Source organism: Achromobacter sp. NPDC008082 (genome assembly GCF_042957345.1).
In the GTDB taxonomy this organism is placed as follows: Bacteria; Pseudomonadota; Gammaproteobacteria; order Burkholderiales; family Burkholderiaceae_B; genus Achromobacter; species Achromobacter kerstersii_A.
In genome coordinates, this window is record NZ_JBIBIB010000003.1 from 798525 (window position 1) to 817995 (window position 19471).

17 protein-coding genes are annotated in these 19471 nt (G+C 64.0%); 10 read left to right on the plus strand and 7 right to left on the minus strand.

The window, feature by feature from the left end:
- Window positions 1–84: 84 nt before the first annotated feature.
- The 3 genes from glnA (at window position 85) to ntrC (ending at window position 4248) form a co-directional block, all read left to right on the plus strand.
- Window positions 85–1497 (plus strand): type I glutamate--ammonia ligase, encoded by a 1413-nt coding sequence (glnA, locus tag ACFZAI_RS15765; RefSeq protein WP_006219661.1) that lies wholly within the window; start codon window positions 85–87, stop codon window positions 1495–1497.
- A 193-nt stretch (window positions 1498–1690) separates the two neighbouring features.
- Complete coding sequence (gene glnL / locus ACFZAI_RS15770; protein WP_046804936.1) at window positions 1691–2755, plus strand: nitrogen regulation protein NR(II); 1065 nt, start codon at window positions 1691–1693, stop codon at window positions 2753–2755.
- Window positions 2755–4248 (plus strand): nitrogen regulation protein NR(I), encoded by a 1494-nt coding sequence (ntrC, locus tag ACFZAI_RS15775; RefSeq protein WP_391567758.1) that lies wholly within the window; start codon window positions 2755–2757, stop codon window positions 4246–4248. Before glnL ends, ntrC begins: the two co-directional genes overlap by 1 nt.
- A gap of 86 nt (window positions 4249–4334) precedes the next feature.
- Here the strand turns inward: ntrC and ACFZAI_RS15780 are convergent, their stop codons facing one another.
- Entirely contained in the window at window positions 4335–5249 is a 915-nt protein-coding gene (locus ACFZAI_RS15780) for a LysR family transcriptional regulator (RefSeq protein WP_054421900.1), read from the minus strand.
- 171 nt (window positions 5250–5420) lie between these two features.
- Here ACFZAI_RS15780 and ACFZAI_RS15785 point away from each other — a divergent pair, with 171 nt between their 5' ends.
- The 3 genes from ACFZAI_RS15785 (at window position 5421) to ACFZAI_RS15795 (ending at window position 8197) form a co-directional block, all read left to right on the plus strand.
- Window positions 5421–6119, plus strand: coding sequence for a pirin family protein (locus ACFZAI_RS15785; RefSeq protein ID WP_391567759.1), 699 nt, complete (start codon window positions 5421–5423; stop codon window positions 6117–6119).
- 109 nt (window positions 6120–6228) lie between these two features.
- The gene (locus tag ACFZAI_RS15790) at window positions 6229–7134 is read left to right on the plus strand and encodes a pirin family protein (RefSeq protein ID WP_391567760.1); all 906 of its coding nucleotides are present in this window, start codon (window positions 6229–6231) and stop codon (window positions 7132–7134) included.
- An 85-nt stretch (window positions 7135–7219) separates the two neighbouring features.
- Entirely contained in the window at window positions 7220–8197 is a 978-nt protein-coding gene (locus tag ACFZAI_RS15795) for a Bug family tripartite tricarboxylate transporter substrate binding protein (protein ID WP_391567761.1), read from the plus strand.
- Between the two features lie 33 nt (window positions 8198–8230).
- Here the strand turns inward: ACFZAI_RS15795 and ACFZAI_RS15800 are convergent, their stop codons facing one another.
- From ACFZAI_RS15800 to ACFZAI_RS15810, 3 genes are all read right to left on the minus strand, one after another.
- A complete protein-coding gene (locus tag ACFZAI_RS15800) occupies window positions 8231–9007 on the minus strand; it encodes an ABC transporter ATP-binding protein (RefSeq protein ID WP_391567763.1) in 777 nt (258 codons plus the stop codon).
- A gap of 5 nt (window positions 9008–9012) precedes the next feature.
- Complete coding sequence (locus tag ACFZAI_RS15805; protein WP_391567764.1) at window positions 9013–10683, minus strand: ABC transporter permease; 1671 nt, start codon at window positions 10681–10683, stop codon at window positions 9013–9015.
- A 114-nt stretch (window positions 10684–10797) separates the two neighbouring features.
- Window positions 10798–11841, minus strand: coding sequence for a Fe(3+) ABC transporter substrate-binding protein (locus ACFZAI_RS15810; RefSeq protein WP_054421913.1), 1044 nt, complete (start codon window positions 11839–11841; stop codon window positions 10798–10800).
- Between the two features lie 341 nt (window positions 11842–12182).
- On the opposite strand from ACFZAI_RS15810, the gene ACFZAI_RS15815 reads away from it, so the two are divergent.
- Complete coding sequence (locus ACFZAI_RS15815) at window positions 12183–12959, plus strand: ferredoxin--NADP reductase (RefSeq protein WP_050446870.1); 777 nt, start codon at window positions 12183–12185, stop codon at window positions 12957–12959.
- A gap of 89 nt (window positions 12960–13048) precedes the next feature.
- On the opposite strand, the gene ACFZAI_RS15820 is transcribed toward ACFZAI_RS15815, so the two are convergent.
- From ACFZAI_RS15820 to ACFZAI_RS15830, 3 genes are read right to left on the minus strand one after another with little or no spacing between them, the layout of a single operon-like run.
- Window positions 13049–14014 (minus strand): Bug family tripartite tricarboxylate transporter substrate binding protein, encoded by a 966-nt coding sequence (locus tag ACFZAI_RS15820; RefSeq protein WP_391567765.1) that lies wholly within the window; start codon window positions 14012–14014, stop codon window positions 13049–13051.
- Window positions 14015–14060: 46 nt separating this feature from the next.
- Window positions 14061–14450: a hypothetical protein gene (locus tag ACFZAI_RS15825; protein WP_391567766.1), complete on the minus strand. Its 390-nt coding sequence runs from the start codon at window positions 14448–14450 to the stop codon at window positions 14061–14063.
- Entirely contained in the window at window positions 14447–15805 is a 1359-nt protein-coding gene (locus tag ACFZAI_RS15830) for an acyclic terpene utilization AtuA family protein (protein WP_391567767.1), read from the minus strand. The genes ACFZAI_RS15825 and ACFZAI_RS15830 overlap by 4 nt, the downstream gene beginning before the upstream one ends.
- A gap of 99 nt (window positions 15806–15904) precedes the next feature.
- On the opposite strand from ACFZAI_RS15830, the gene ACFZAI_RS15835 reads away from it, so the two are divergent.
- From ACFZAI_RS15835 to recG, 3 genes are all read left to right on the plus strand, one after another.
- A complete protein-coding gene (locus tag ACFZAI_RS15835) occupies window positions 15905–16819 on the plus strand; it encodes a LysR family transcriptional regulator (protein WP_391567768.1) in 915 nt (304 codons plus the stop codon).
- Window positions 16820–16927: 108 nt separating this feature from the next.
- Window positions 16928–17314, plus strand: coding sequence for a Rid family detoxifying hydrolase (locus ACFZAI_RS15840; protein WP_054421927.1), 387 nt, complete (start codon window positions 16928–16930; stop codon window positions 17312–17314).
- A 39-nt stretch (window positions 17315–17353) separates the two neighbouring features.
- A complete protein-coding gene (gene recG, locus ACFZAI_RS15845) occupies window positions 17354–19444 on the plus strand; it encodes an ATP-dependent DNA helicase RecG (protein WP_391567770.1) in 2091 nt (696 codons plus the stop codon).
- Window positions 19445–19471 lie beyond the last annotated feature (27 nt).

Here is a 19471-nt window from a genome sequence, read left to right on the forward strand (position 1 = left end):
TAAAAACCTGGCACGCTTATTGCTTCCCTCTTTTATGCCAGTCGAGCGGCAAAGCCCTCGACCCTTTTATCTAATGGAGATGACATGGCAAGCCCGAAAGACGTCCTGAAACAGATCGCCGATAACGAAGTCAAATTCGTGGATTTCCGCTTTACCGATACGGTTGGCCGTGAGCATCACGTGTCCGTGCCTACCAGCCAGATCGACGAAGACAAGCTGGAAAGCGGCCAGGCTTTCGACGGTTCGTCGATCCCGGGTTGGAAGGGTATTGAAGCTTCCGACATGCTGCTCATCCCCGATTGCGCCACCGGCAACCTGGACCCGTTCCGCGAAGAGCCGACCCTGATCCTGTCGTGCGACGTCGTCGAACCCTCGGACCTGAAGGGTTACGACCGCGACCCGCGTTCGCTGGCCAAGCGCGCCGAAGCCTACCTGAAGTCCTCCGGCCTGGGCGACACCGCCTACTTTGGTCCGGAACCCGAATTCTTTGTGTTCGACGGCGTGACCTGGAACACCGACATGTCGGGCACCTTCGTCAAGATCAAGTCCGAAGAAGCCTCGTGGTCGACCGGCCTGGAATTCGAAGGCGGCAACACCGGCCATCGTCCCGCAGTCAAGGGCGGCTACTTCCCCGTTCCCCCGGTTGATTCGTTCCAGGACATGCGCTCGGAAATGTGCCTGTTGATGGAACAAATGGGCGTGCCGGTTGAAGTGCACCACCATGAAGTCGCTGGCGCTGGCCAGCTGGAAATCGGCACCAAGTTCAGCACGCTGGTTCAGCGCGCCGACTGGACGCAGATCGTCAAGTACGTCGTGCACAACGTGGCCCACGCCTACGGCAAGACCGCCACGTTCATGCCCAAGCCCATCGTTGGCGACAACGGTTCCGGCATGCACGTGCACCAATCCATCTGGAAGGATGGCCAAAACCTGTTCGCAGGTAACGGCTACGCCGGCCTGTCGGAATTCGCGCTGTACTACATCGGCGGCATCATCAAGCACGCCCGCGCCCTGAACGCCATCACCAACCCCGGCACGAACTCGTACAAGCGTCTGGTTCCGCACTACGAAGCCCCGGTCAAGCTGGCTTACTCGGCCCGCAACCGTTCGGCCTCGATCCGCATTCCGTACGTCGGCAACCCGAAGGGCCGCCGCGTCGAAGCGCGTTTCCCGGACCCCCTGGCCAACCCGTACCTGGCTTTCTCGGCCCTGATGATGGCCGGCCTGGACGGCGTGCAGAACAAGATCCACCCGGGCGATCCGGCCGACAAGAACCTGTACGACCTGCCGCCGGAAGAAGACGCAAAGATCCCGACCGTGTGCTCCTCGCTGGAACAAGCGCTGGAAGCCCTGGACGCGGACCGCGAATTCCTGACCCGTGGCGGCGTGTTCAGCAACGACATGCTCAACGCCTACATCGACCTGAAGATGGGCGATGTGAATCGTCTGCGCATGACGACGCACCCGGTCGAATTCGACATGTACTACAGCCTCTGATCGTTTAGAGGCTGTGGCGGGGGGGAGCGCGATGATGTAGGCAGAAACCAGGGCCCACACCACGCGCACCACCAGGTCGCGGCTCGACGGTTTGTCCGCCAGGCATCGCGCCTGGCGGGCAGGGCGCCGGGTTCCGGCGCCGCCGTCGCGGGCGCGTTCCGCTTTCCCCCCTGTCATTCGGGTACGTTGAAAAATGAATGTAGAAGCTCTCGATCTGCTTGCCACGTCCGTTTTCCTGGTCAACGAGCGCGGTCACATTGAGTACGCCAACGCCGCCGCCGAAGATTTGTTCGGCCGCTCGCGCAAGCAACTCTGCGGGCACTCCGCCGCCACGCTGTTCGACACCCCAGAAAACATCCAGTCCTCCATCGACCGCGCCGCCGCCGGCAGGTACGCCGACGTCAGGCAATTAGCCTCGTTGCGCCGCGCCGCCGAGTCCGTCGAAGTCGCCGTCACCACGGTGGGGCTGACTGGCCAACGCTGGCCGGTACTGATCGAAACGCGCGAGATCGAGCAGCGCGTGCTGGCCGACCGCAACCATCGGCTGGTTGATGAAATCGAAGCGCACCGCGAGCTGTTGCGCAACCTGGCGCATGAAGTGAAGAACCCCCTGGGCGGTTTGCGCGGCGCCGCGCAATTGCTTGAAGCCGAGCTGCCGAGCGCGGCGCTGGCCGAATACACCCAGGTCATTATTTCCGAAGCCGACCGCCTGCAGGCGCTGGTGGACCGCTTGAGCGGCCCGCAACGTGTGCCGCTGAATGCGCGGCCGGTGAACATCCACGAAATTTGCGAGCGCGTTTGCGCGCTGATCCAGGCCGAGTTCCGCAACGACGTCACGATTTTGCGTGACTACGACGCGTCGGTGCCTGACTTGAAGGGCGACGCCGCCCGCTTGATGCAGGCGGTGCTGAACGTGGCGCGCAACGCGGCGCAGGAACTCGTCGCGCGGCCGCAAGGCCCGCAGACGGAACCGGGCGTCGTCACCTTGCGCACTCGCGTGGCGCGCCAGGTCATGCTGGCGCACCGCCAACACCGGCTGGCGCTGGTGCTGTCCATTATTGATAACGGTCCCGGCGTGCCGGACCACATCCGTGACCGCATTTTCCACCCGCTGGTCACGGCCAGGGCCGGCGGTACCGGGCTGGGCTTGAGCCTGGCCCAGGACTTCGTGCAGCAGCACGGCGGCATCATCGAATTTGAATCCCGACCCGGGCGTACCGAGTTTCGCCTGGTCCTACCGATGGAGCCCGCACACTGATGAAACCCGTATGGATCGTCGACGACGACCAGGCCATCCGCTGGGTCCTCGAAAAGGCCCTGGCCCGCGCTGGTGTCCCCACCCGCAGTTTCTCCCAATCGGCTGACGTGCTGGAAGCGCTGTCGCGCGAAACGCCCGTCGCATTGGTGTCCGATATCCGCATGCCTGGCGGCAATGGTTTGGAGCTGTTGCGCCAGTTGAAAGAACGGCATCCCGGCTTGCCGGTCATTGTGATGACCGCGTTCGCCGACCTGGACAGCACCGTGTCCGCCTTCCAGGGCGGCGCGTTTGATTACCTGGCCAAGCCGTTCGACGTGAACGAAGCCGTGGCGCTGATCCAGCGCGCCATGCAGGAATCCGCGCAGCCTGAAACCCCCGAAGGGCAGGGCGAGTCCGCGCAGAACAACGAACGCTGGATGATGACGCAGTCGTCCTCCACCGCGATGCAGGAAGTGTTCCGCGCCATTGGCCGCCTGGCGCAATCGAAAGTCACGGTGTTGATCACCGGGGAATCGGGCACGGGCAAGGAATTGGTGGCCCGTGCGTTGCATGGCCACGGCGTGCGCGCCAGCGGCCCCTTCGTGGCGCTGAACGCGGCCGCCATTCCGCGTGATCTGCTCGAAGCCGAATTGTTCGGCCACGAGCGGGGCGCGTTTACCGGCGCCAACAACTTGCGCCGCGGCCGCTTCGAAGAAGCCCATGGCGGCACGCTGTTCCTGGATGAAATCGGCGACATGCCGATTGAATTGCAGACGCGATTGCTGCGTGTGCTGGCCGAAGGCAGCTTCTATCGCGTGGGCGGCGCACAGCCGGTGCGCGTGGACGTGCGCATCGTGGCCGCGACCCACCAGCCGCTTGAACAACGCGTGGAACAGGGCCTGTTCCGCGAAGACTTGTTCCACCGCTTGAACGTCATCCGCCTGCGCCTGCCGCCGTTGCGCGAGCGCGTGGAAGACATTCCCGCCCTGGCCCAGCATTTCCTGACCGCCAGCGCCCGCACGCTGGGCGTGCCGGTCAAGCGTTTGACGCCGGATGCGTTGGCCGTACTGACCAAGTTCGACTTTCCCGGCAACGTGCGCCAGCTAGAGAACTTCTGCCACTGGCTGACGGTGATGGCGCCGGGCCAGACGGTAGACCGCCAGGATCTGCCGCCGGAAATCCGTGCGTTGGAGCATCAGCAGCAAGCCGGTAACGCGCCGTTGCGTCCGGCGGCGTCCGTGCCCAGCATCGGCACGGTCGTGCAGGCATCATCGGCTGCGGACGACGGCGCGCCACGCAACTGGCAAGACTCGTTGCTGCGCGATGCGCAGTACCGGCTGGAACGCGGTGAGCCGGCCGTCATGGCTACGCTGACCCGCCAGTTTGAAAAGATCCTGCTGCAAAGCGCGCTGGACGCCAGCCGCGGCCGCCGCGTGGAAGCCGCGTCGCGCTTAGGGATTGGGCGCAATACCATCACGCGCAAGCTGCGCGAATTGGGGATCGAGGACGAGTAAAACTGAAGGGCAGCGCGCCATGTCATCCAATGCCTATTGGATGACATGGCGCGGTGCAACCCATCCGCCTGATCTTGCTTCCCCCTTCAGCCCATCCCCAACAAGCTTTCGCACAAGCGCGGCGATTTCAGCTTCTGCAGCCACCACTTCAGCGCTTCCCCCGGCGCTTCGGCCCGCCAGGCATACGCTACGTGCTCCGTCAGCGCCATGCCCTCATCCGTTTCGCACACCACCAACAGGCCCTGCGATAAATACGGCGCGGCCATCGTCAGCGGCAGATAGCCGCAGCCCAGCCCGCGCACCTGCGCTTCGATCTTTGCCTGCATCGACGGCATCACCAGCGTGGGCTGATCCGCCAGAATCCCGCGCGATTGCGGCGGCAAATTTCGTGACGTGTCGGCCACCACCACCGCGCAGTACTTTGTGATGTCGGCGCGGCTAAGCGGCTGCGGCAGCGACGCCAAGGGATGATGCGCCGCCACGCAGAAACCGAATTGCGTGGTGCCAATCGCCTGCGAACGATACGGCCCGGTCGGCTCTGCATGCGCGCCCGCGCCAATGACCAGATCCGCCCGGTTAGATGTCAGCGCATCCCAATTGCCGCTTAGCACCTCGCTGGAAAACCGCAGCGTGGTTGCGCTTTCCAGCGTTTGGAATTCGTCGATCAGGTCATAGAGCGGCCGCCAGGGCAGCACGGCGCTAACTGCGATGCGCAGTTCCACTTCCCAGCCCGTTGCGATACGTTTGACGCGGCAAGCCAGGTCGTCTAACGATTGCAAGACATGCCGCCCATCTTTGAGCAACGCTTCACCCGCAGGTGTGAGCAGCGCGCGGTGGCCCGAGCGGTCAAACAGCAAGACGTCCAGCCCGTCTTCCAGCTTGCGGATGGAATAGGTGACGGCCGAAGGCACTTTGCCCAGTTCGCGGGCGGCCTTGGCGAAACTGCCGTGGCGGGCGATGGCGTCTACAAGAATCAGCAGTTCGGGGGTAATGGGTTGCATGGAACAGGGGTGTTCAAAAAAGTTGAATGAACTCGTCAAAATATAGCGCCAAACGGCAGGGTCGGCACGCGCAGAATATCACTCATGCCAGGGATGCAGCGAAACAAGCAGGACAAAAGCCTGAAGCGCTGCACCCGACAATCATTCATATTATTGAAACAGGAGTCCACAATGCTTACGATTCGCCGCGCTGCCGAACGAGGTCACGCCAACCATGGGTGGCTGGATTCGTTTCACACCTTTTCGTTTGCCAACTACTACGACCCGGCTCACATGGGCTTCGGCGCGCTGCGCGTGATCAATGACGACCGCATCGCCGCCGGCCGCGGTTTCGGCACCCACGGCCACCGGGATATGGAGATCATCACCTATGTGCTGGACGGCGCGATTGCGCACAAGGACAGCATGGGCAGCGGCTCGACCATCCAGCCCGGCAACGTGCAGCGGATGAGCGCCGGACGCGGGGTGATGCACTCCGAGTTCAACCCGCTGCCGGACACCGAAACGCACATGCTGCAAATCTGGATCGAGCCCGACGTGACCGGCATTGCCCCGGAATACGAAGAGCGCAGCTTCAGCGATGCGCAAAAGCGTGGCCGCCTGCAAGCGCTGGTGTCGCCGGACGGTGAAGATGGCTCGATGAAGATTCATCAAGATGCACGGCTGTATGGCGGTCTGTTCGATGGCGACGAATCCGCCACGCTGAACCTGGCGGCCGGCCGCCGCTCCTGGGTCCATGTGGCCCGGGGCAGTGTGACCGTCAATGGCGCCCAGCTGTCGGCCGGCGACGCCGTGGCCATCACGGATGAAAGCCGTGTCGAGCTGTCGGGCGGCAAGCAGGCCGAAGTGCTGGTGTTTGACCTGGCGTAAGCCCACGTGCCGGGCGGATACGATCTGCCCGGCACGATTGCGTTTTGGCCATCTGGCCGTGACTGAGATTTAAGATGGCCGTTGGCCTAACCATGCGGAGCGCTACAACATGTCTACCTTGTCCGAAGCAGGCGAAAACCAGATTGAAACCATTGTGGTGCCGCGCACCAGCGACCTGGGCGGTTTCTCCGTCCGGCGCGCCATTCCGTCGGCGCAGCGCCGCACCGTCGGGCCGTTCGTCTTCCTGGACCACATGGGGCCGGCGGATTTTGATATCGGTTCGGGCATCGATGTGCGTCCGCACCCGCATATCGGGCTGTCCACTGTCACGTATCTGTATGAAGGCTCGATGGTGCACCGCGACGGCGCGGGCCATACGCAGACCATTTTGCCGGGCGAAGTGAACTGGATGACGGCGGGCCGTGGCATCGTCCACTCGGAACGTTCGTCGCCGGAAAGCCGGCTTGCGCCGCAGCGCCTCTGTGGCCTGCAGATTTGGGTGGGCCTGCCCAAGCAGCACGAAGAAACGGACCCCGGCTTCACGCATTACGGTTTGGATGCGCAACCGGTGATTGAAGGCGAGGGCGTGCGCGCGCAGGTCGTGGCGGGTTCGTTGTTTGGCAAGACGTCGTCGGTGAAGACGTTGTCACCGCTGTTCTACGGCGACTTGCAATTGCAAGCGGGCGCCACCACCGTTTTGCCAGCCGAATTCGAAGAACGCGCCGCGTATCTGGCGCAAGGCACGGTCGAGATCGATGGGCAAGCGTTTGAAAGCGGCCGCCTGGTTGTCTTCGCGCCGGGCCGCCCGGTGCAGATCCGCGCCAAGACGGCAGCGCGCTTTGCGCTGATCGGCGGCGAACCCTTGGACGGCCCGCGCTTTGTCTGGTGGAACTTCGTGTCCAGCAGCAAGGACCGCATCGAGCAGGCCAAGCAAGACTGGCAACGCACCCGCTTCGATCAGGTGGTGCCGGGCGATGAAACCGAGTTCATTCCGCTGCCTGAAGCCCGGGCCTGATGCGGTTGCGTTAATCCACTGCCGCGCGCGCTCGCGCGGCAGTATCATGCGCCTCCAAACCTTGATAACAACAGGATGGAGACTCATGCATCGCAACCCGTTCAACCTGGTGCGCGGCCTGGCCGCGCTTGCGCTTATTCACGGCGCATCCTCCGCGCTTGCCGCCGGTTACCCGGCCAAGCCCATCACCTTTATCGTGCCCTACACGGCGGGCGGCACCACCGATCTGGTGGCGCGCACGGCCGGGCAGAAAGTGGCCGAAAAACTGGGCCAGCCCGTCATCGTTGAAAACCGCCCCGGTGCGGGCGGCAACATCGGCATGGACGCCGTGGCCAAGGCCGCGCCGGACGGGTACACGATCGGCTTTGGCGCAATCTCGACCAATGCGCTCAATCCCTTCGTCTACCCGAAGATGCCGTTCGACCCAACGAAGGATTTCACGGGCGTCAGCATGTTGGGGGCGTCGTCGGTCGTGCTGGAAACCGGCCCCGCGCTGAAGGTGGACAGCGTCAAGGAGCTGGTCGCCTACGCCAAGCAGCATCCCGGCACCTCGTTCGGCACGCCTGGCACGGGCACGTCCATGCATTTGGCGGGCGTCATGTTCGACCAGCTGACGGGCGCCGGCATGCAGCACATTCCGTACAAAGGCAGCGCGCAGGCGCTGAACGATTTGTTGGGCGGGCACTTGCCGGTGATGTTCGACAACCTGCCTGCCTCGTTGCCGCACATCAAGTCGGGCAAGGTGCATGCGCTGGCGGTCACGGGTACTAAGCGCGCACCGGCCTTGCCGGATGTGCCGACGCTGGCTGAGCTGGGTTATTCGGGCGCGGTCGTAGACCCGTGGTTTGCGGTGTATGGCCCGGCCAATATGTCGCCCGACGCCACGCGCGCGTTGAGCGAGGCCTTCCAATGGGCGCTGGCGCTGCCCGAAGTGAAAGACAAGCTGGAGCAGGCGGGCTTCATGCCCTACGGGTCCAGCCCGGAAGAGGTTCAGCGCTTGACCGCCAGCCAGTACGAGTCGTTCAAGGCCTTGTCGCAGAAGGTGAAGCTGTCGGCGGACTGATGCCGCCGCGGCCCGCCCCGAATTGCTGACGCTTTACCGGCCGCGGGCAAACGCTTGTTCGCGCCGTTCCTCCAACGCTTCGCGGCGGATGAAGTCACGCACGAAATCGTTGCGGGGATGATGGTGCAGGTTGTAAGGCGTATCCCATTGCGCGATGCAACCCTTGCTCATCACCCCGATGCGGTCGGCAATGGCGAACGCTTCGGCCTGGTTGTGCGTGACCAGGATGGCGGTGTGGCCGGTGGTCTTGAGGATGTCGCGCACTTCGAACGCCAAACGTTCGCGCGTGTCCACGTCCAGATTCGAAAACGGTTCGTCCAGCAGCAAGAGATCGGGCGAGGGCGCCAAGGCCCGCGCCAGCGCCACGCGCTGTTGCTGCCCGCCCGAAATCTCGTGCGGATAACTGTTGGCCGCATGGGCCAAGCCCACCAGCGTCAGCATTTCCTCGACGCGGCGAGCGCGCTCGGGGCGCGCAAGCTTACGCAGCCCGAAGGCCACGTTCAGCGCCACCGTCAGGTGGGGAAACAGCGCGTAGTCCTGAAACATCATGCCCACGCGGCGCAACTCGGGCGCAACTTGTTCGGTGGGTGACGAGATGACCGTGCCATCCAGCAAGATGCGCCCGGCGCGCACCGGTTCAAAACCGGCGATAGCGCGCAGCACGGTGGTCTTGCCGCAGCCGGATTCGCCCAGCAGGCAGCCGATGTGGCCGGCCGGCAAGCCCAGTGACAAATCCTGCACCACGGGTTTCAACCCCGCAGGCGTTTCGTAGGCGAGGGAAAGGCGGTCGATTTCTAACAGATCGGGCACGATGATCAATGTCCCATTTTCAGATTGGTGCGCGCCAGCAAGATGACGGGCAAGAGGCCGGCCAGCACGATCGCCAGCGCCGCGACGGCGCCTTCCTCGTACGTGCCGCGCGCGGCTTCGGCGTAAAGCCACGTCGCCAGCGTGTCGAAATTCATAGGGCGCAGCAACAGCGTCGCGGGCAATTCCTTCATGGCGTCCACGAACACCAGTAGCGCACTGGCGGCCAGCGCGGGCCGCAACAGCGGCAGGTGAACGCGGCGCAAAGTGCCGGCAGAGCTTTCGCCCAACAGCCGCGAGGCCTGTTCAAGCGACGGCGGAATGCGCGCCAGCCCGGCTTCCAGCGCGCCCGTGGAAATGGCCAGAAAGCGAATCACATACGCGCAGACCAGCGCAGCCATCGAGCCCATCAGGAACAGGCCCGTGCCGCCGAAGACTTTGGCCACAGCGGTGTCGATCCACACGAATGGAGTCAACAGCCCAATGGCCAGCACGGTGCCAGGCACCGCGTAGCCCAAGCTGGCGATACGCGCGCAGGCACGCGCCGGGTTGAAGCTGGCGCTTTCGCGCAAGGTGCGCCCGGCCCACGCCACAATCAACCCGCAAATCAAGGTGACGAGGGTGGCGCTGAACGCCACGATCAGCGTGTTGCTCAAACCGTTGATCAACTGGTCCGACACGCCGCCCACCAGGTGCAGGCGCTTGTAGGTTTCATAGATCAGGTACGCGGCCGGCGCCACGAAACCGATCACGACGGGAATCCAGCCCAGCAAGGCGGCAATGCCTGCCGCGACACCGTGCAGCCGGCGCGGCTGCATCGGGCGCATGCGCTGCGTGTTGGCATAGCGTTGGCGTTTGCGGCCATGGCGTTCCAGCATGATCAGGCCGATCACAATCGCCAGCATCGTCAGCGCAATCTGCGCCGCACCCGCCAGGTCCGATCGCGTGACCCACGTGGTGTAGACCGACACCGTCAACGTCTGCACGCCCAGGAATTCAGATGCGCCGATATCGTTCAGCGTTTCCAGCAACGCCAGGCTGACGCCCACGACAATGGCGGGCCGCGCTAAGGGCAGGGCGACGCGGAAGAAGACGGCCACCCGGCCAGCGCCCAAAGTGCGCGCGGCTTCCAGCAGGCTGGCCGCTTGCGTCATGAACATGACGCGGGTGCTCAGGTAAACGTACGGATACAGCACAAAGCCCAGCACGAAGATCGCGCCGTAGATGGAACGCAGATCAGGCAAGCGGAACTGGCGCGGGCTGTCGTAGCCCAGCAGCGCGCGGATGGCGGTCTGGATCGGGCCAATGGGGTGCAGCAGGTCCAGGTAGGCAAACGCGATGATGTAAGTAGGCACCGCCAGCGGCAGCAGCAGCGCCCAGGTCAGGATGCGGCGGGTCGGGAAATCGTAAGCGGTGACCAGCCAGGCGGCCCCCGTGCCCAGCAACGTCACCATCACGCCCACGCCGGCCAGCAGCATCGCGGTGTTGGCCAACGCCTGGGGCAACACGTAGGTCGCCAGATGCTGCCAGTGGGCCAACTCGCCGCCCAGCGCCCACCAGGCCAGCGTCAGCACCGGGGCCAGGACGGCCAGCGCAATCAGGCCAGCGCCTGTCAGCCAGCCAGCGCCGCGTTCAGTCCAGCGCAAACGCAGCGGCCGGGGCAAAGATTCAGTGTGCATGCTTCAAGGTCGATTGCATCAATGGCAAGGCCTGTTCCCTTCAAAGGAAGGGAACAGGCCCAATACTGCCTCATGGTTGCGTCACGCCAAGGGGCGTAACGCGCCACGGGTCGATCAGTTGTCGAAGCCGACCTTGTCCACCAATTCGCTAGCTTGCTTGCGATGCTTGGCGATCTCGGTCAGGGGCAGCGGATCAACCTTCAATTCGCCAAAGCTGGCGATGACGGGGTCCAGCTTCACGCCCTTGCGGACGGGGTATTCGTAGTTGGCTTGGGCGTACAGCGCCTGCGCGGGTTCGGACACCAGGAAGTCCAGCAGCTTGATGGCGTTGGCCTTGTGCGGGGCGTGGGCGGCAACGGCGGCGCCGCTGACGTTCACGTGCGTGCCGCCGCTTTTCTCATTGGCGAACGTCGGGCGGATGACCTTGATGGCGTCGCCCCACTTGCGGGCGTCGGTGCCAGCTTCGGCGTTCTTCATGTGGCCGACATAATAGGCATTGGCCAGGCCGATATCGCAGATGCCGCCCAGGATGTCGCGGGCCACGTCGCGGTCGCCGCCAGCGGCCTTGCGGGCCAGGTTGGCTTTCACGCCGCGCAGCCACTTTTCCGTGGCTTCGGCGCCGTCATGCGCGATCATCGACGCGACCATGGCGGTGTTGTAGGGGTGTTGGCCCGAACGGATGCAAACCTTGCCCTTCCACTTCGGGTCGGCCAAGTCTTCGTAGCGGAAGGATTCCAGCTTCAAGTCCTTTTCCACATACAGCACGCGGTCGCGCAGCGACAGCGCAAACCACTTGCCATCAGCGCCGCGCAGGTTGGCGGGGATCACGGATTCCAGGGTTTCGGACTTGATCGGCTGGGTCACGCCGCCATCGACCAGGTCCAGCAGGTTACCGATGTCCACGGTCATCAGCACGTCGGCAGGCGACTTCGAACCTTCAGCCTTGACGCGTTCCAGCAGACCGTCCTTGACGAAGACGGTATTGACCTTGATGCCGCTTTCCTTCGTGAACGCATCCAGCAGCGGCTGGATCAGCTTGGGTTCCCGGGTGGTGTACAGGCTGACTTCTTCGGCGGCGTTGGCCGAAACGGTGAAGGCGGCGGCGCCAGCCAGCGCCAGGGCGCGCAGCAGCGAATTCAATTGGGGACGCTTGGTCATGTCGGAAACTCCGGCTAGGGCTGCAAGGGGCGCGCCCCTTGCCAATGCTGAAAGTGCTTGAAAAGCGGTCTGCTAACGAAAACGATTATCAACTGAGACCGCGACAATAACAGGAAGCATTGCGCTGTTCAACTCTTAGTCAGCATGACTGCGGGAAGGGGTTCAGAAGCTTGATCCCTATCAATTCGGCATAAGCGTATTACGGAATAATGAGAGCAATTCCCATCGAGACCCTGTAGAATAGGGCTTACCCTAATGCCGGCCGCGTCTTTTGTGCGGCGCGGAACGACCACGCGGCGCCCTCGGGCTCACACCCGGAAGCCGCCCTAACTGAATTCGACATGGCTGCTTTCAACACTGAGCGCGTACTTAGCGTGCACCACTGGAACGACACCCTGTTTTCCTTTACCACGACGCGTGACGCGGCCTTGCGGTTCCACAACGGCCACTTCGTCATGATCGGCCTGGAAGTTGAAGGCAAGCCCTTGTTGCGCGCCTACAGCATCGCCAGCGCCAACTATGAAGAGAACCTCGAGTTCCTCAGCATCAAGGTCCAGAACGGCCCGCTGACGTCGCGTCTGCAGCATCTGAAAGAAGGCGACACCATCCTCGTCAGCCGCAAGCCGGTTGGCACGCTGGTCGTCGACGACCTGAAGCCCGGCAAGCATCTGTTCCTGTTTGGCACGGGCACGGGCCTGGCGCCGTTCATGAGCATCATCAAAGACCCGGACATCTACGAACGTTTCGACAAGGTCATTCTGGTGCACGGCGTGCGTTGGGTCAGCGAACTGGCCTACGCCGACTTCATCGAAAAAGAACTGCCGAACAACGAATTCTTTGGCGACGTGGTGCGCGACAAGCTCGTGTACTACCCCACCGTTACGCGCGAACCGTTCCGCAACCAGGGCCGCATTACGGAACTGATGGAAAACGGCAAGCTGTGCGACGACATCGGCATCCCGCAAATCAACCCCGAAACCGACCGCGCCATGATCTGCGGCAGCCCGCATATGCTGGCTGACATCAGCGCCATGCTGGACAAGCGCGGCTTCACGGTGTCGCCGGGCGTGGGTCAGCCGGGTGACTACGTGGTTGAACGCGCGTTCGTGGACAAATAAGCCACCGTCTTGCGCCAGTAAAAACCCCGTCGCATGCGATGGGGTTTTTTATGTGCTTCTTTATATTCGTCGGCGAGAAACGATGGCGATCATTCCGGCTGGATGCCGGCCTTCTTGATGATGTCGCCCCACTTCTTCGATTCGGCCTGCTGGAACGCGGCCAGCTCGTCCGGGGTGGACGTGGCTGCGTCCGTGCCGGTCTGCGCGTAGAACTGCTGCGCAGGCTTGGTCTTGGTCGCGTTCACCAGCAGCTCGTTCAAGCGCTTGACCACATCAGGCGGCGTGCCGGCCGGCGCGTAGGCCGCAAACCAATAGCCCATCTCGTATCCCGGCACCCCGGCTTCTGCAATGGTCGGCACGTCCGGCGCCAGCGGCGAGCGGGCTAAACCCGTCACGCCCAACGCGCGCAGCTTGCCGGATTTGACTTGCGGCAGGCCGGTGGCGGTGTCGGTGATCATCATGTCGATCTGCCCGCCCAGCAGGTCCGTGACCGCCAGCGGATTGCTCTTGTACGGCACATGCAGCAGTTGCACGCCTGCCATTTGCTGCAACAGTTCGCCCGCGATGCGGCTGCTGGAGCTGCCGCTGCCAAAGCTCAGCTTGCCGGGCGACTGCTTGGCCTGGGCCAGAATCTCGCCCACGGTCTTGGCCTGCGAGTTGGGGTTCACGACCATGATCTGGCCACCTTTGCCCAGCAACGAGATCGGCGCAAAGTCCTTCACGGGCTGATACGTCAGCGTCTTGTACAGATGTTCGTTGGCGGCGTGCGTGGTGTTGGTCGTGATCAGCACGGTATAGCCGTCGGGCGCGGCGCGTGCACCGGCAGCCGCGCCGATCATGGCGCTGGCGCCCGGCTTGTTTTCGATCACCACGGCCTGGCCGGTCTGCTCGGTGACGCCCTGGCCAATGGCGCGGCCGATCTGGTCGGTAGCGCTGCCCGCCGCAAACGGCACGATAAACGTGATGGGCTTGGCCGGAAAGTTCTGCGCCATGGCGGTCAGGGGCAGGGCGGCGGCCAGCAGCAGGGCCAGGCGGCCCTTGGAGGAAATGCGCATGTTGTGTGTCTCCTGTGGTGTTTTTTTATGGTCGGGCGGGGGGGTATCAGGCGGCCGCGGGGCGGTCGCCGGGTATGTCTGGCAGGCGGGCGGCCAGTTCTGCGCTGACCTCCACCGTCAGGTCCAGCAATCGGAACGACAAGCTCTTGCCGTGCGTGTCGAGATTCAACGCATCGTTCACGCCGCCGTCCAGCACGCCTTCCAGCACGAAGTTCATGGCGTGCAGCGTGGGCAACAGGTAGCGCGTCACGCGCGTGGGGTGGCGGTACGCGAACCAATCGGCGACGCGGGCTTCGGTGAGTTGTGCGGTCAGCACGTCGTAGCACTCGGGGTCCCAGGCGATCAGGCTCAGGTTCGAGATGTTGCCTTTGTCGCCGGAACGGCTATGGCCCAGGCGATACAGCGGTACTTTTTGCAGATGGGGGGCGCGGGTCATGACGCGATTTCCTCCAGGAATTTCCAGCCGCTTTGCACGGCGTCGCGAGGGATGGTGCAAGACAGCATGTTCAGGCGCGGCCGCAACGCGGTGCGCACGCCGCCGCCGCCTGCTGGGCCGCAGGTATACAGCGCATTCACTTCGCGCAAAATGCGTTCGGCCTGCGCGCGATCCGCATGTTCGCCGGCCAGGCGCAGGCGCACATCGCGGGCGTGGGAGTCGGGCAGGGCGCGGCGCATTTCACCGGCGTCATCGCCCAGGATGCTGATCGCGCCGATCAAATCCGCGCGCAGTGTGAAGGCCGAACCCAGCCGCTTCTGGACAATGTCCGCAGCCAGGCGCGCCCGGGCTTCGGCTTGCACCCCTGCGTAGGAAATTTCCGCTTCGGCCAGCCAGCCGCCGCGATAGCAAACGTTGACCTTCAATTCAGCGGGCCGCGCGTGGCCAGTGACGCCATGCACCGCCACCCGGTTGCCGCCCAGCTCGACCACGCGCGCCTGGCTCAAGTCGGCCACGACGTCGGGCGTCAGATAGCGCGCGGGGTCGTGGACTTCATATAGCAGCTGTTCCTTCACCGTGCGGGCATCCACCACGCCGCCCGTGTTGGCCGCTTTGCCGATGACGAATTCGCCGTCGGCATCGATTTCGGCAATGGGAAAACCGGCCGCGTGGACGTCAGGCACATCCTTCAGCCCCGGCACGCAGAAGTAGCCGCCGGTGACTTGCAGGCCGCATTCCAGCATATGGCCCGCCATGGTTGCGCGGCCCAGACGCGGCCAGTCGGCGGCGTCCCAGCCAAAGTGCGCCATTGCCGGGCCGAGCGTCAGGGAAGGGTCCGCCACGCGTCCCGCCACCACGATTTGCGCCCCGGCCGACAAGGCTTCAGCGATTTCGGCTGCGCCCAGATACGCCGTGGCGCTGACGACATCTTGCCCCGCCAGCCCCGCGCCCAAACGGTCTTGCAACAGGGCGCGTTGCTCGGGCGTGTTCAAGGCATCGCCATGCACGACGGCGATGCGTGGCGCGGGCAGGCCTTGTTCGCGGGCAATCGCGGCAATGCGCCGGGCCGCCGCTTCGGGGTTGGCCGCGCCAAAATTGCTGACGATGCTGATGCCATGGCGCAGGCAATCTGCCAGCACGGGCGAGACCAATTCGTCCAGCAGCGGCTCGTAGCCCCGATTGGGGTCGTCGTTGCGCGCCAGTTGCGCCAGCGCCAGCGTGCGTTCGGCCAGCGTTTCGAAGATCAGCGTGCCGCCGCCCTGGGCAGCCAGGGTGCGCACCACGTCGGCAGCGCCGTCGGTCCGGTCGCCAGAGAATCCTGACGCGCAGCCAATCAGCAGAGGGGTTTGAGGCATAGAGGAGTCCAGTCGGGCCTTGCAGGTATCGAGGCCACTATAGGCACGTGATGATCATCAGTAAAATAGAAAAATCGGATCAATTGATAGAAGAAAGCCATGAATCTATCTGCACGCCAACTCCGCGCTTTTGTGGCGCTGGCTGAAGAACGGCATTTCACGCGTGCCGCGCAGCGCTGTCACCTGACGCAGCCCGCCTTCAGCGCGCTGATCCGGTCGCTGGAAGACACCGCCGGGCTGCGTCTCTTCGACCGAAGTACGCGTCATGTGGAGCTGACGGCCGAAGGCCGTGTGCTGGACGCGTCCGCGCGCAGGCTTTTAGCAGACATGGATCTCGTCATGGAAGACCTGCGCGACCACGCCGCCCGGCGCCGTGGCCGCGTGGCGCTGGCGGCGCTACCGTCATTGGCGGCCGGCTGGCTGCCCAATCTGCTGGCGCGCTTCAGCCAAGCGCACCCGGGTATCGTGCTGGACCTGCGCGATGCTTTGCTGGAACCTTGCCTGAATATGGTGCAAAGCGGCCAGGTCGATTTTGCGGTGGCGTCGCGGCGGGCGGACATGACAGACCTGGATAGCGAATTTCTGCATGCCGACCGCTACTTCCTGGTGTGCCGCGCCGATCACCCGCTGGCCGCGCAAAAGTCAGTGCGCTTGCGCGATATCGTCCGGCACCCCGTCATTCAGCTTGCGCGCGGCAGCAGTGTGCGCAAACATCTGGACGAGGCTTTTGGCGCCGATGCGCCATTGCCGGTCTTCGAAGTTGAACACCTGGCCACCGTGACCGGGCTGGTGCGAGCCGGCTTGGGCGTGAGTGTCGTGCCGGCCATGACGCTTTTTCATTTCGCCAGCGACGATCTGCGCGTGGTGCCATTGGCCGGCCGTGCGCTGACGCGGCCGCTCTATCTGGTGCAGCGCAAGGGCCGCAGCTTGTCGGTCGCAGCCCAAGCGCTGGTGGATTTGCTGATCGCCCATCGCGGCGATATTGGCGGCGCCGGCCATCAGGCAGAGGCATGAAACCGGGATTCATTCGTCCCTGCGTCATCCGGCCACTTTCGCAAACGTCTATTGCTAGATAAACTTCGATAGTTGTAGCTTCTATCCGTCACCTGAAGGATTCCGCCCATGAGCAAGCAAATCATCCATACCGACGCCGCACCCGCCGCCGTTGGCCCTTACTCGCAAGCGGTTGCCGTAACCGGCACCAAGACTGTCTACCTTTCGGGCCAGATCGGCCTGGAGCCCGGCACTGGCGATCTGGTCTCTGAAAACTTCGACGCGCAAGTGCGTCAGGCATTTGCCAACATGCAGGCCGTTATCACCGAAGCCGGCGGCACGCTGGACAACGTCGTCAAGCTGACTTTGTTCCTGACCGACCTGGGCAAGTTCACCGCCGCCAACTCGATCATGGCCGAGATCATTCCGCAGCCGTTCCCGGCCCGCTCCACCATCGGTGTGGCCAGCCTGCCCAAGGGCGCGCAGTTCGAAGTCGAAGCGATTCTGGTCCTGTAAGGCGCACCCGGACGGTCAAGCCCAGAGGTTCGTTTCTTCATGCCGGCCGCGGCAGTGGCTTCCAAGCGACCCGGCGCCGATACCAAAGGCGCCGGCAAACCGATGACGGATACCGAGCGCAAGCTTCGGAATCTGGGCTTGGTGCTGCCCGAGGACTTCGTGCTGCACCTGCCGCTGCGCTACGAAGACGAAACCCGCATCATCCCGATCAGTTCGCTGCGCCCTGGCTTTGCTGGCCAGGTCGAAGGCGAGATCACGAAATCCGAGGTGCAGTATCGGCCTCGGCGTCAGCTCACCGCCACCTTGGCCGACGAAACCGGCGAGCTCCAATTGCGCTGGCTGAATTTCTATCCCAGCCAACAAAAGCAGGTTGCGGTCGGCAAGCGGTTGCGCGCTCGCGGTGAAGTCCGCGGCGGTCTGTTTGGCCGCCAGATGGTGCACCCCCGCATGACCAATGCGGACGCGCCACTGCCCACGGCGCTGACGCCTGTTTACCCCACTACCGAAGGGCTGCCGCAGCTGACGCTGCGCCGCGCCATCGCGCAAGCGCTGGATCGCGCAGACCTGTCCGATACGCTGCCGGACGAAGCGCGCGCCCGCTACGATTTGCCCCCCTTCGAACCCGCCATTCGCGCGCTGCACACGCCGGCGCAGGGCGAGTCCGAACAAGCACTGCTGGACCGCGTCCATCCCGCCTGGCGCCGCATCAAATTCGATGAGCTGCTGGCGCAGCAGTTGTCGCTAGCCGCCGCGCGCGCGGCCCGCCGCAGCAAGGAAGCCGAATCGCTGCCGATACGCAACGAGGCCGGCGGCCTGGTCGCCAAGCTATACGCCAACTTGCCATTCAAATTAACGGCCGCGCAAGAACGCGTGGTGCAGGAAATTTCCGCCGACCTGGCCAAGCCGTATCCCATGCATCGCTTGCTGCAAGGCGATGTGGGCAGCGGCAAAACGGTCGTCGCCGCCATCGCCGCCGCACAGGCGATTGCCGGCGGTGCGCAGGTTGCGTTGATGGCACCCACCGAAATTCTGGCCGAGCAGCACTTCCGCAAGCTTGTGTCGTGGTTACAGCCGCTGGGCATCAACGTCGCGTGGTTGAGCGGCAGCCTTACCGCCAAAGCGCGGCGTGAAGCCGCCGCCGCCGCGGCAGATGGCAGCGTGCAGCTCGTCGTCGGCACGCAGGCCATCATTCAAGACCATGTTGAATTCCATCGGCTGGGCCTGTCCATCGTCGACGAGCAACATCGTTTTGGCGTCGGCCAACGGCTGGCGCTGACCAAGAAAGGCGAGACCGTGCGCGGGCGCATCGTGCCGCATCAGCTGAACATGAGCGCCACGCCCATTCCGCGCACCTTGGCGATGACGTTCTTTGCCGACCTGGACGTTTCCGTCATCGACGAACTGCCCCCGGGCCGCACGCCCGTGCTGACCAAGCTGGTGTCTGACGCGCGGCGCGAAGAAGTCATCGCCCACGTCGCGCAGGCGGCGCGTGGCGGGCAGCAGGTGTATTGGGTCTGTCCTCTGGTTGAAGAAAGCGAGGCGCTGGAACTGCAAACCGCCGTCGACACCTATGAAGGCATGCGGACTGACTTGCCCGACCTGCGCATCGGCTTGGTCCACGGCCGGCTGCCCCAAGCGGAAAAAGCCGCCGTCATGCAGGCGTTTCGCGAAGGTGAGGTCGATTTGCTGGTGGCCACCACCGTCATCGAAGTGGGCGTGGACGTGCCCAATGCATCGCTGATGGTCATCGAGCACGCTGAACGCTTCGGCCTTGCGCAGTTGCACCAGTTGCGTGGGCGGGTAGGGCGCGGCACCGCCGAGTCCGTCTGTGTGTTGCTTTACCAAACGCCGCTGTCGCAAGTCGCACGCGAACGGCTGCGCGCCATGTTCGAAACCTCGGACGGCTTCGAGATTGCGCGGCGCGACCTGGAACAGCGCGGTCCGGGCGAATTCCTGGGCACCCGTCAATCCGGCATGGCGCTGTTGCGCTTCGCCGACCTGGAAACAGATGCCGCCATTGCCGAAGACGCCCGCGATGCCGCCGTCTGGCTGCGCGCAGAACACCCGGCCGCCGTCGAAGCGCACCTGGCGCGCTGGATGCGCGGCCGCGAAGACTTCTTACGGACCTGACGCCATGCGCCCCGTCCATCACCTGAA

Excerpts from the sequence above, each read along its gene's own strand:
- glnA (WP_006219661.1), top strand. The coding sequence starts at position 85 with ATGGCAAGCCCGAAAGACGTCCTGAAACAGATCGCCGATAACGAAGTC.
- glnL (WP_046804936.1), top strand. The coding sequence starts at position 1,691 with ATGAATGTAGAAGCTCTCGATCTGCTTGCCACGTCCGTTTTCCTGGTC.
- ntrC (WP_391567758.1), top strand. The coding sequence starts at position 2,755 with ATGAAACCCGTATGGATCGTCGACGACGACCAGGCCATCCGCTGGGTC.
- ACFZAI_RS15780 (WP_054421900.1), bottom strand. The coding sequence starts at position 5,249 with ATGCAACCCATTACCCCCGAACTGCTGATTCTTGTAGACGCCATCGCC.
- ACFZAI_RS15785 (WP_391567759.1), top strand. The coding sequence starts at position 5,421 with ATGCTTACGATTCGCCGCGCTGCCGAACGAGGTCACGCCAACCATGGG.
- ACFZAI_RS15790 (WP_391567760.1), top strand. The coding sequence starts at position 6,229 with ATGTCTACCTTGTCCGAAGCAGGCGAAAACCAGATTGAAACCATTGTG.
- ACFZAI_RS15795 (WP_391567761.1), top strand. The coding sequence starts at position 7,220 with ATGCATCGCAACCCGTTCAACCTGGTGCGCGGCCTGGCCGCGCTTGCG.
- ACFZAI_RS15805 (WP_391567764.1), bottom strand. The coding sequence starts at position 10,683 with ATGCACACTGAATCTTTGCCCCGGCCGCTGCGTTTGCGCTGGACTGAA.
- ACFZAI_RS15810 (WP_054421913.1), bottom strand. The coding sequence starts at position 11,841 with ATGACCAAGCGTCCCCAATTGAATTCGCTGCTGCGCGCCCTGGCGCTG.
- ACFZAI_RS15815 (WP_050446870.1), top strand. The coding sequence starts at position 12,183 with ATGGCTGCTTTCAACACTGAGCGCGTACTTAGCGTGCACCACTGGAAC.
- ACFZAI_RS15820 (WP_391567765.1), bottom strand. The coding sequence starts at position 14,014 with ATGCGCATTTCCTCCAAGGGCCGCCTGGCCCTGCTGCTGGCCGCCGCC.
- ACFZAI_RS15825 (WP_391567766.1), bottom strand. The coding sequence starts at position 14,450 with ATGACCCGCGCCCCCCATCTGCAAAAAGTACCGCTGTATCGCCTGGGC.
- ACFZAI_RS15830 (WP_391567767.1), bottom strand. The coding sequence starts at position 15,805 with ATGCCTCAAACCCCTCTGCTGATTGGCTGCGCGTCAGGATTCTCTGGC.
- ACFZAI_RS15835 (WP_391567768.1), top strand. The coding sequence starts at position 15,905 with ATGAATCTATCTGCACGCCAACTCCGCGCTTTTGTGGCGCTGGCTGAA.
- ACFZAI_RS15840 (WP_054421927.1), top strand. The coding sequence starts at position 16,928 with ATGAGCAAGCAAATCATCCATACCGACGCCGCACCCGCCGCCGTTGGC.
- recG (WP_391567770.1), top strand. The coding sequence starts at position 17,354 with ATGCCGGCCGCGGCAGTGGCTTCCAAGCGACCCGGCGCCGATACCAAA.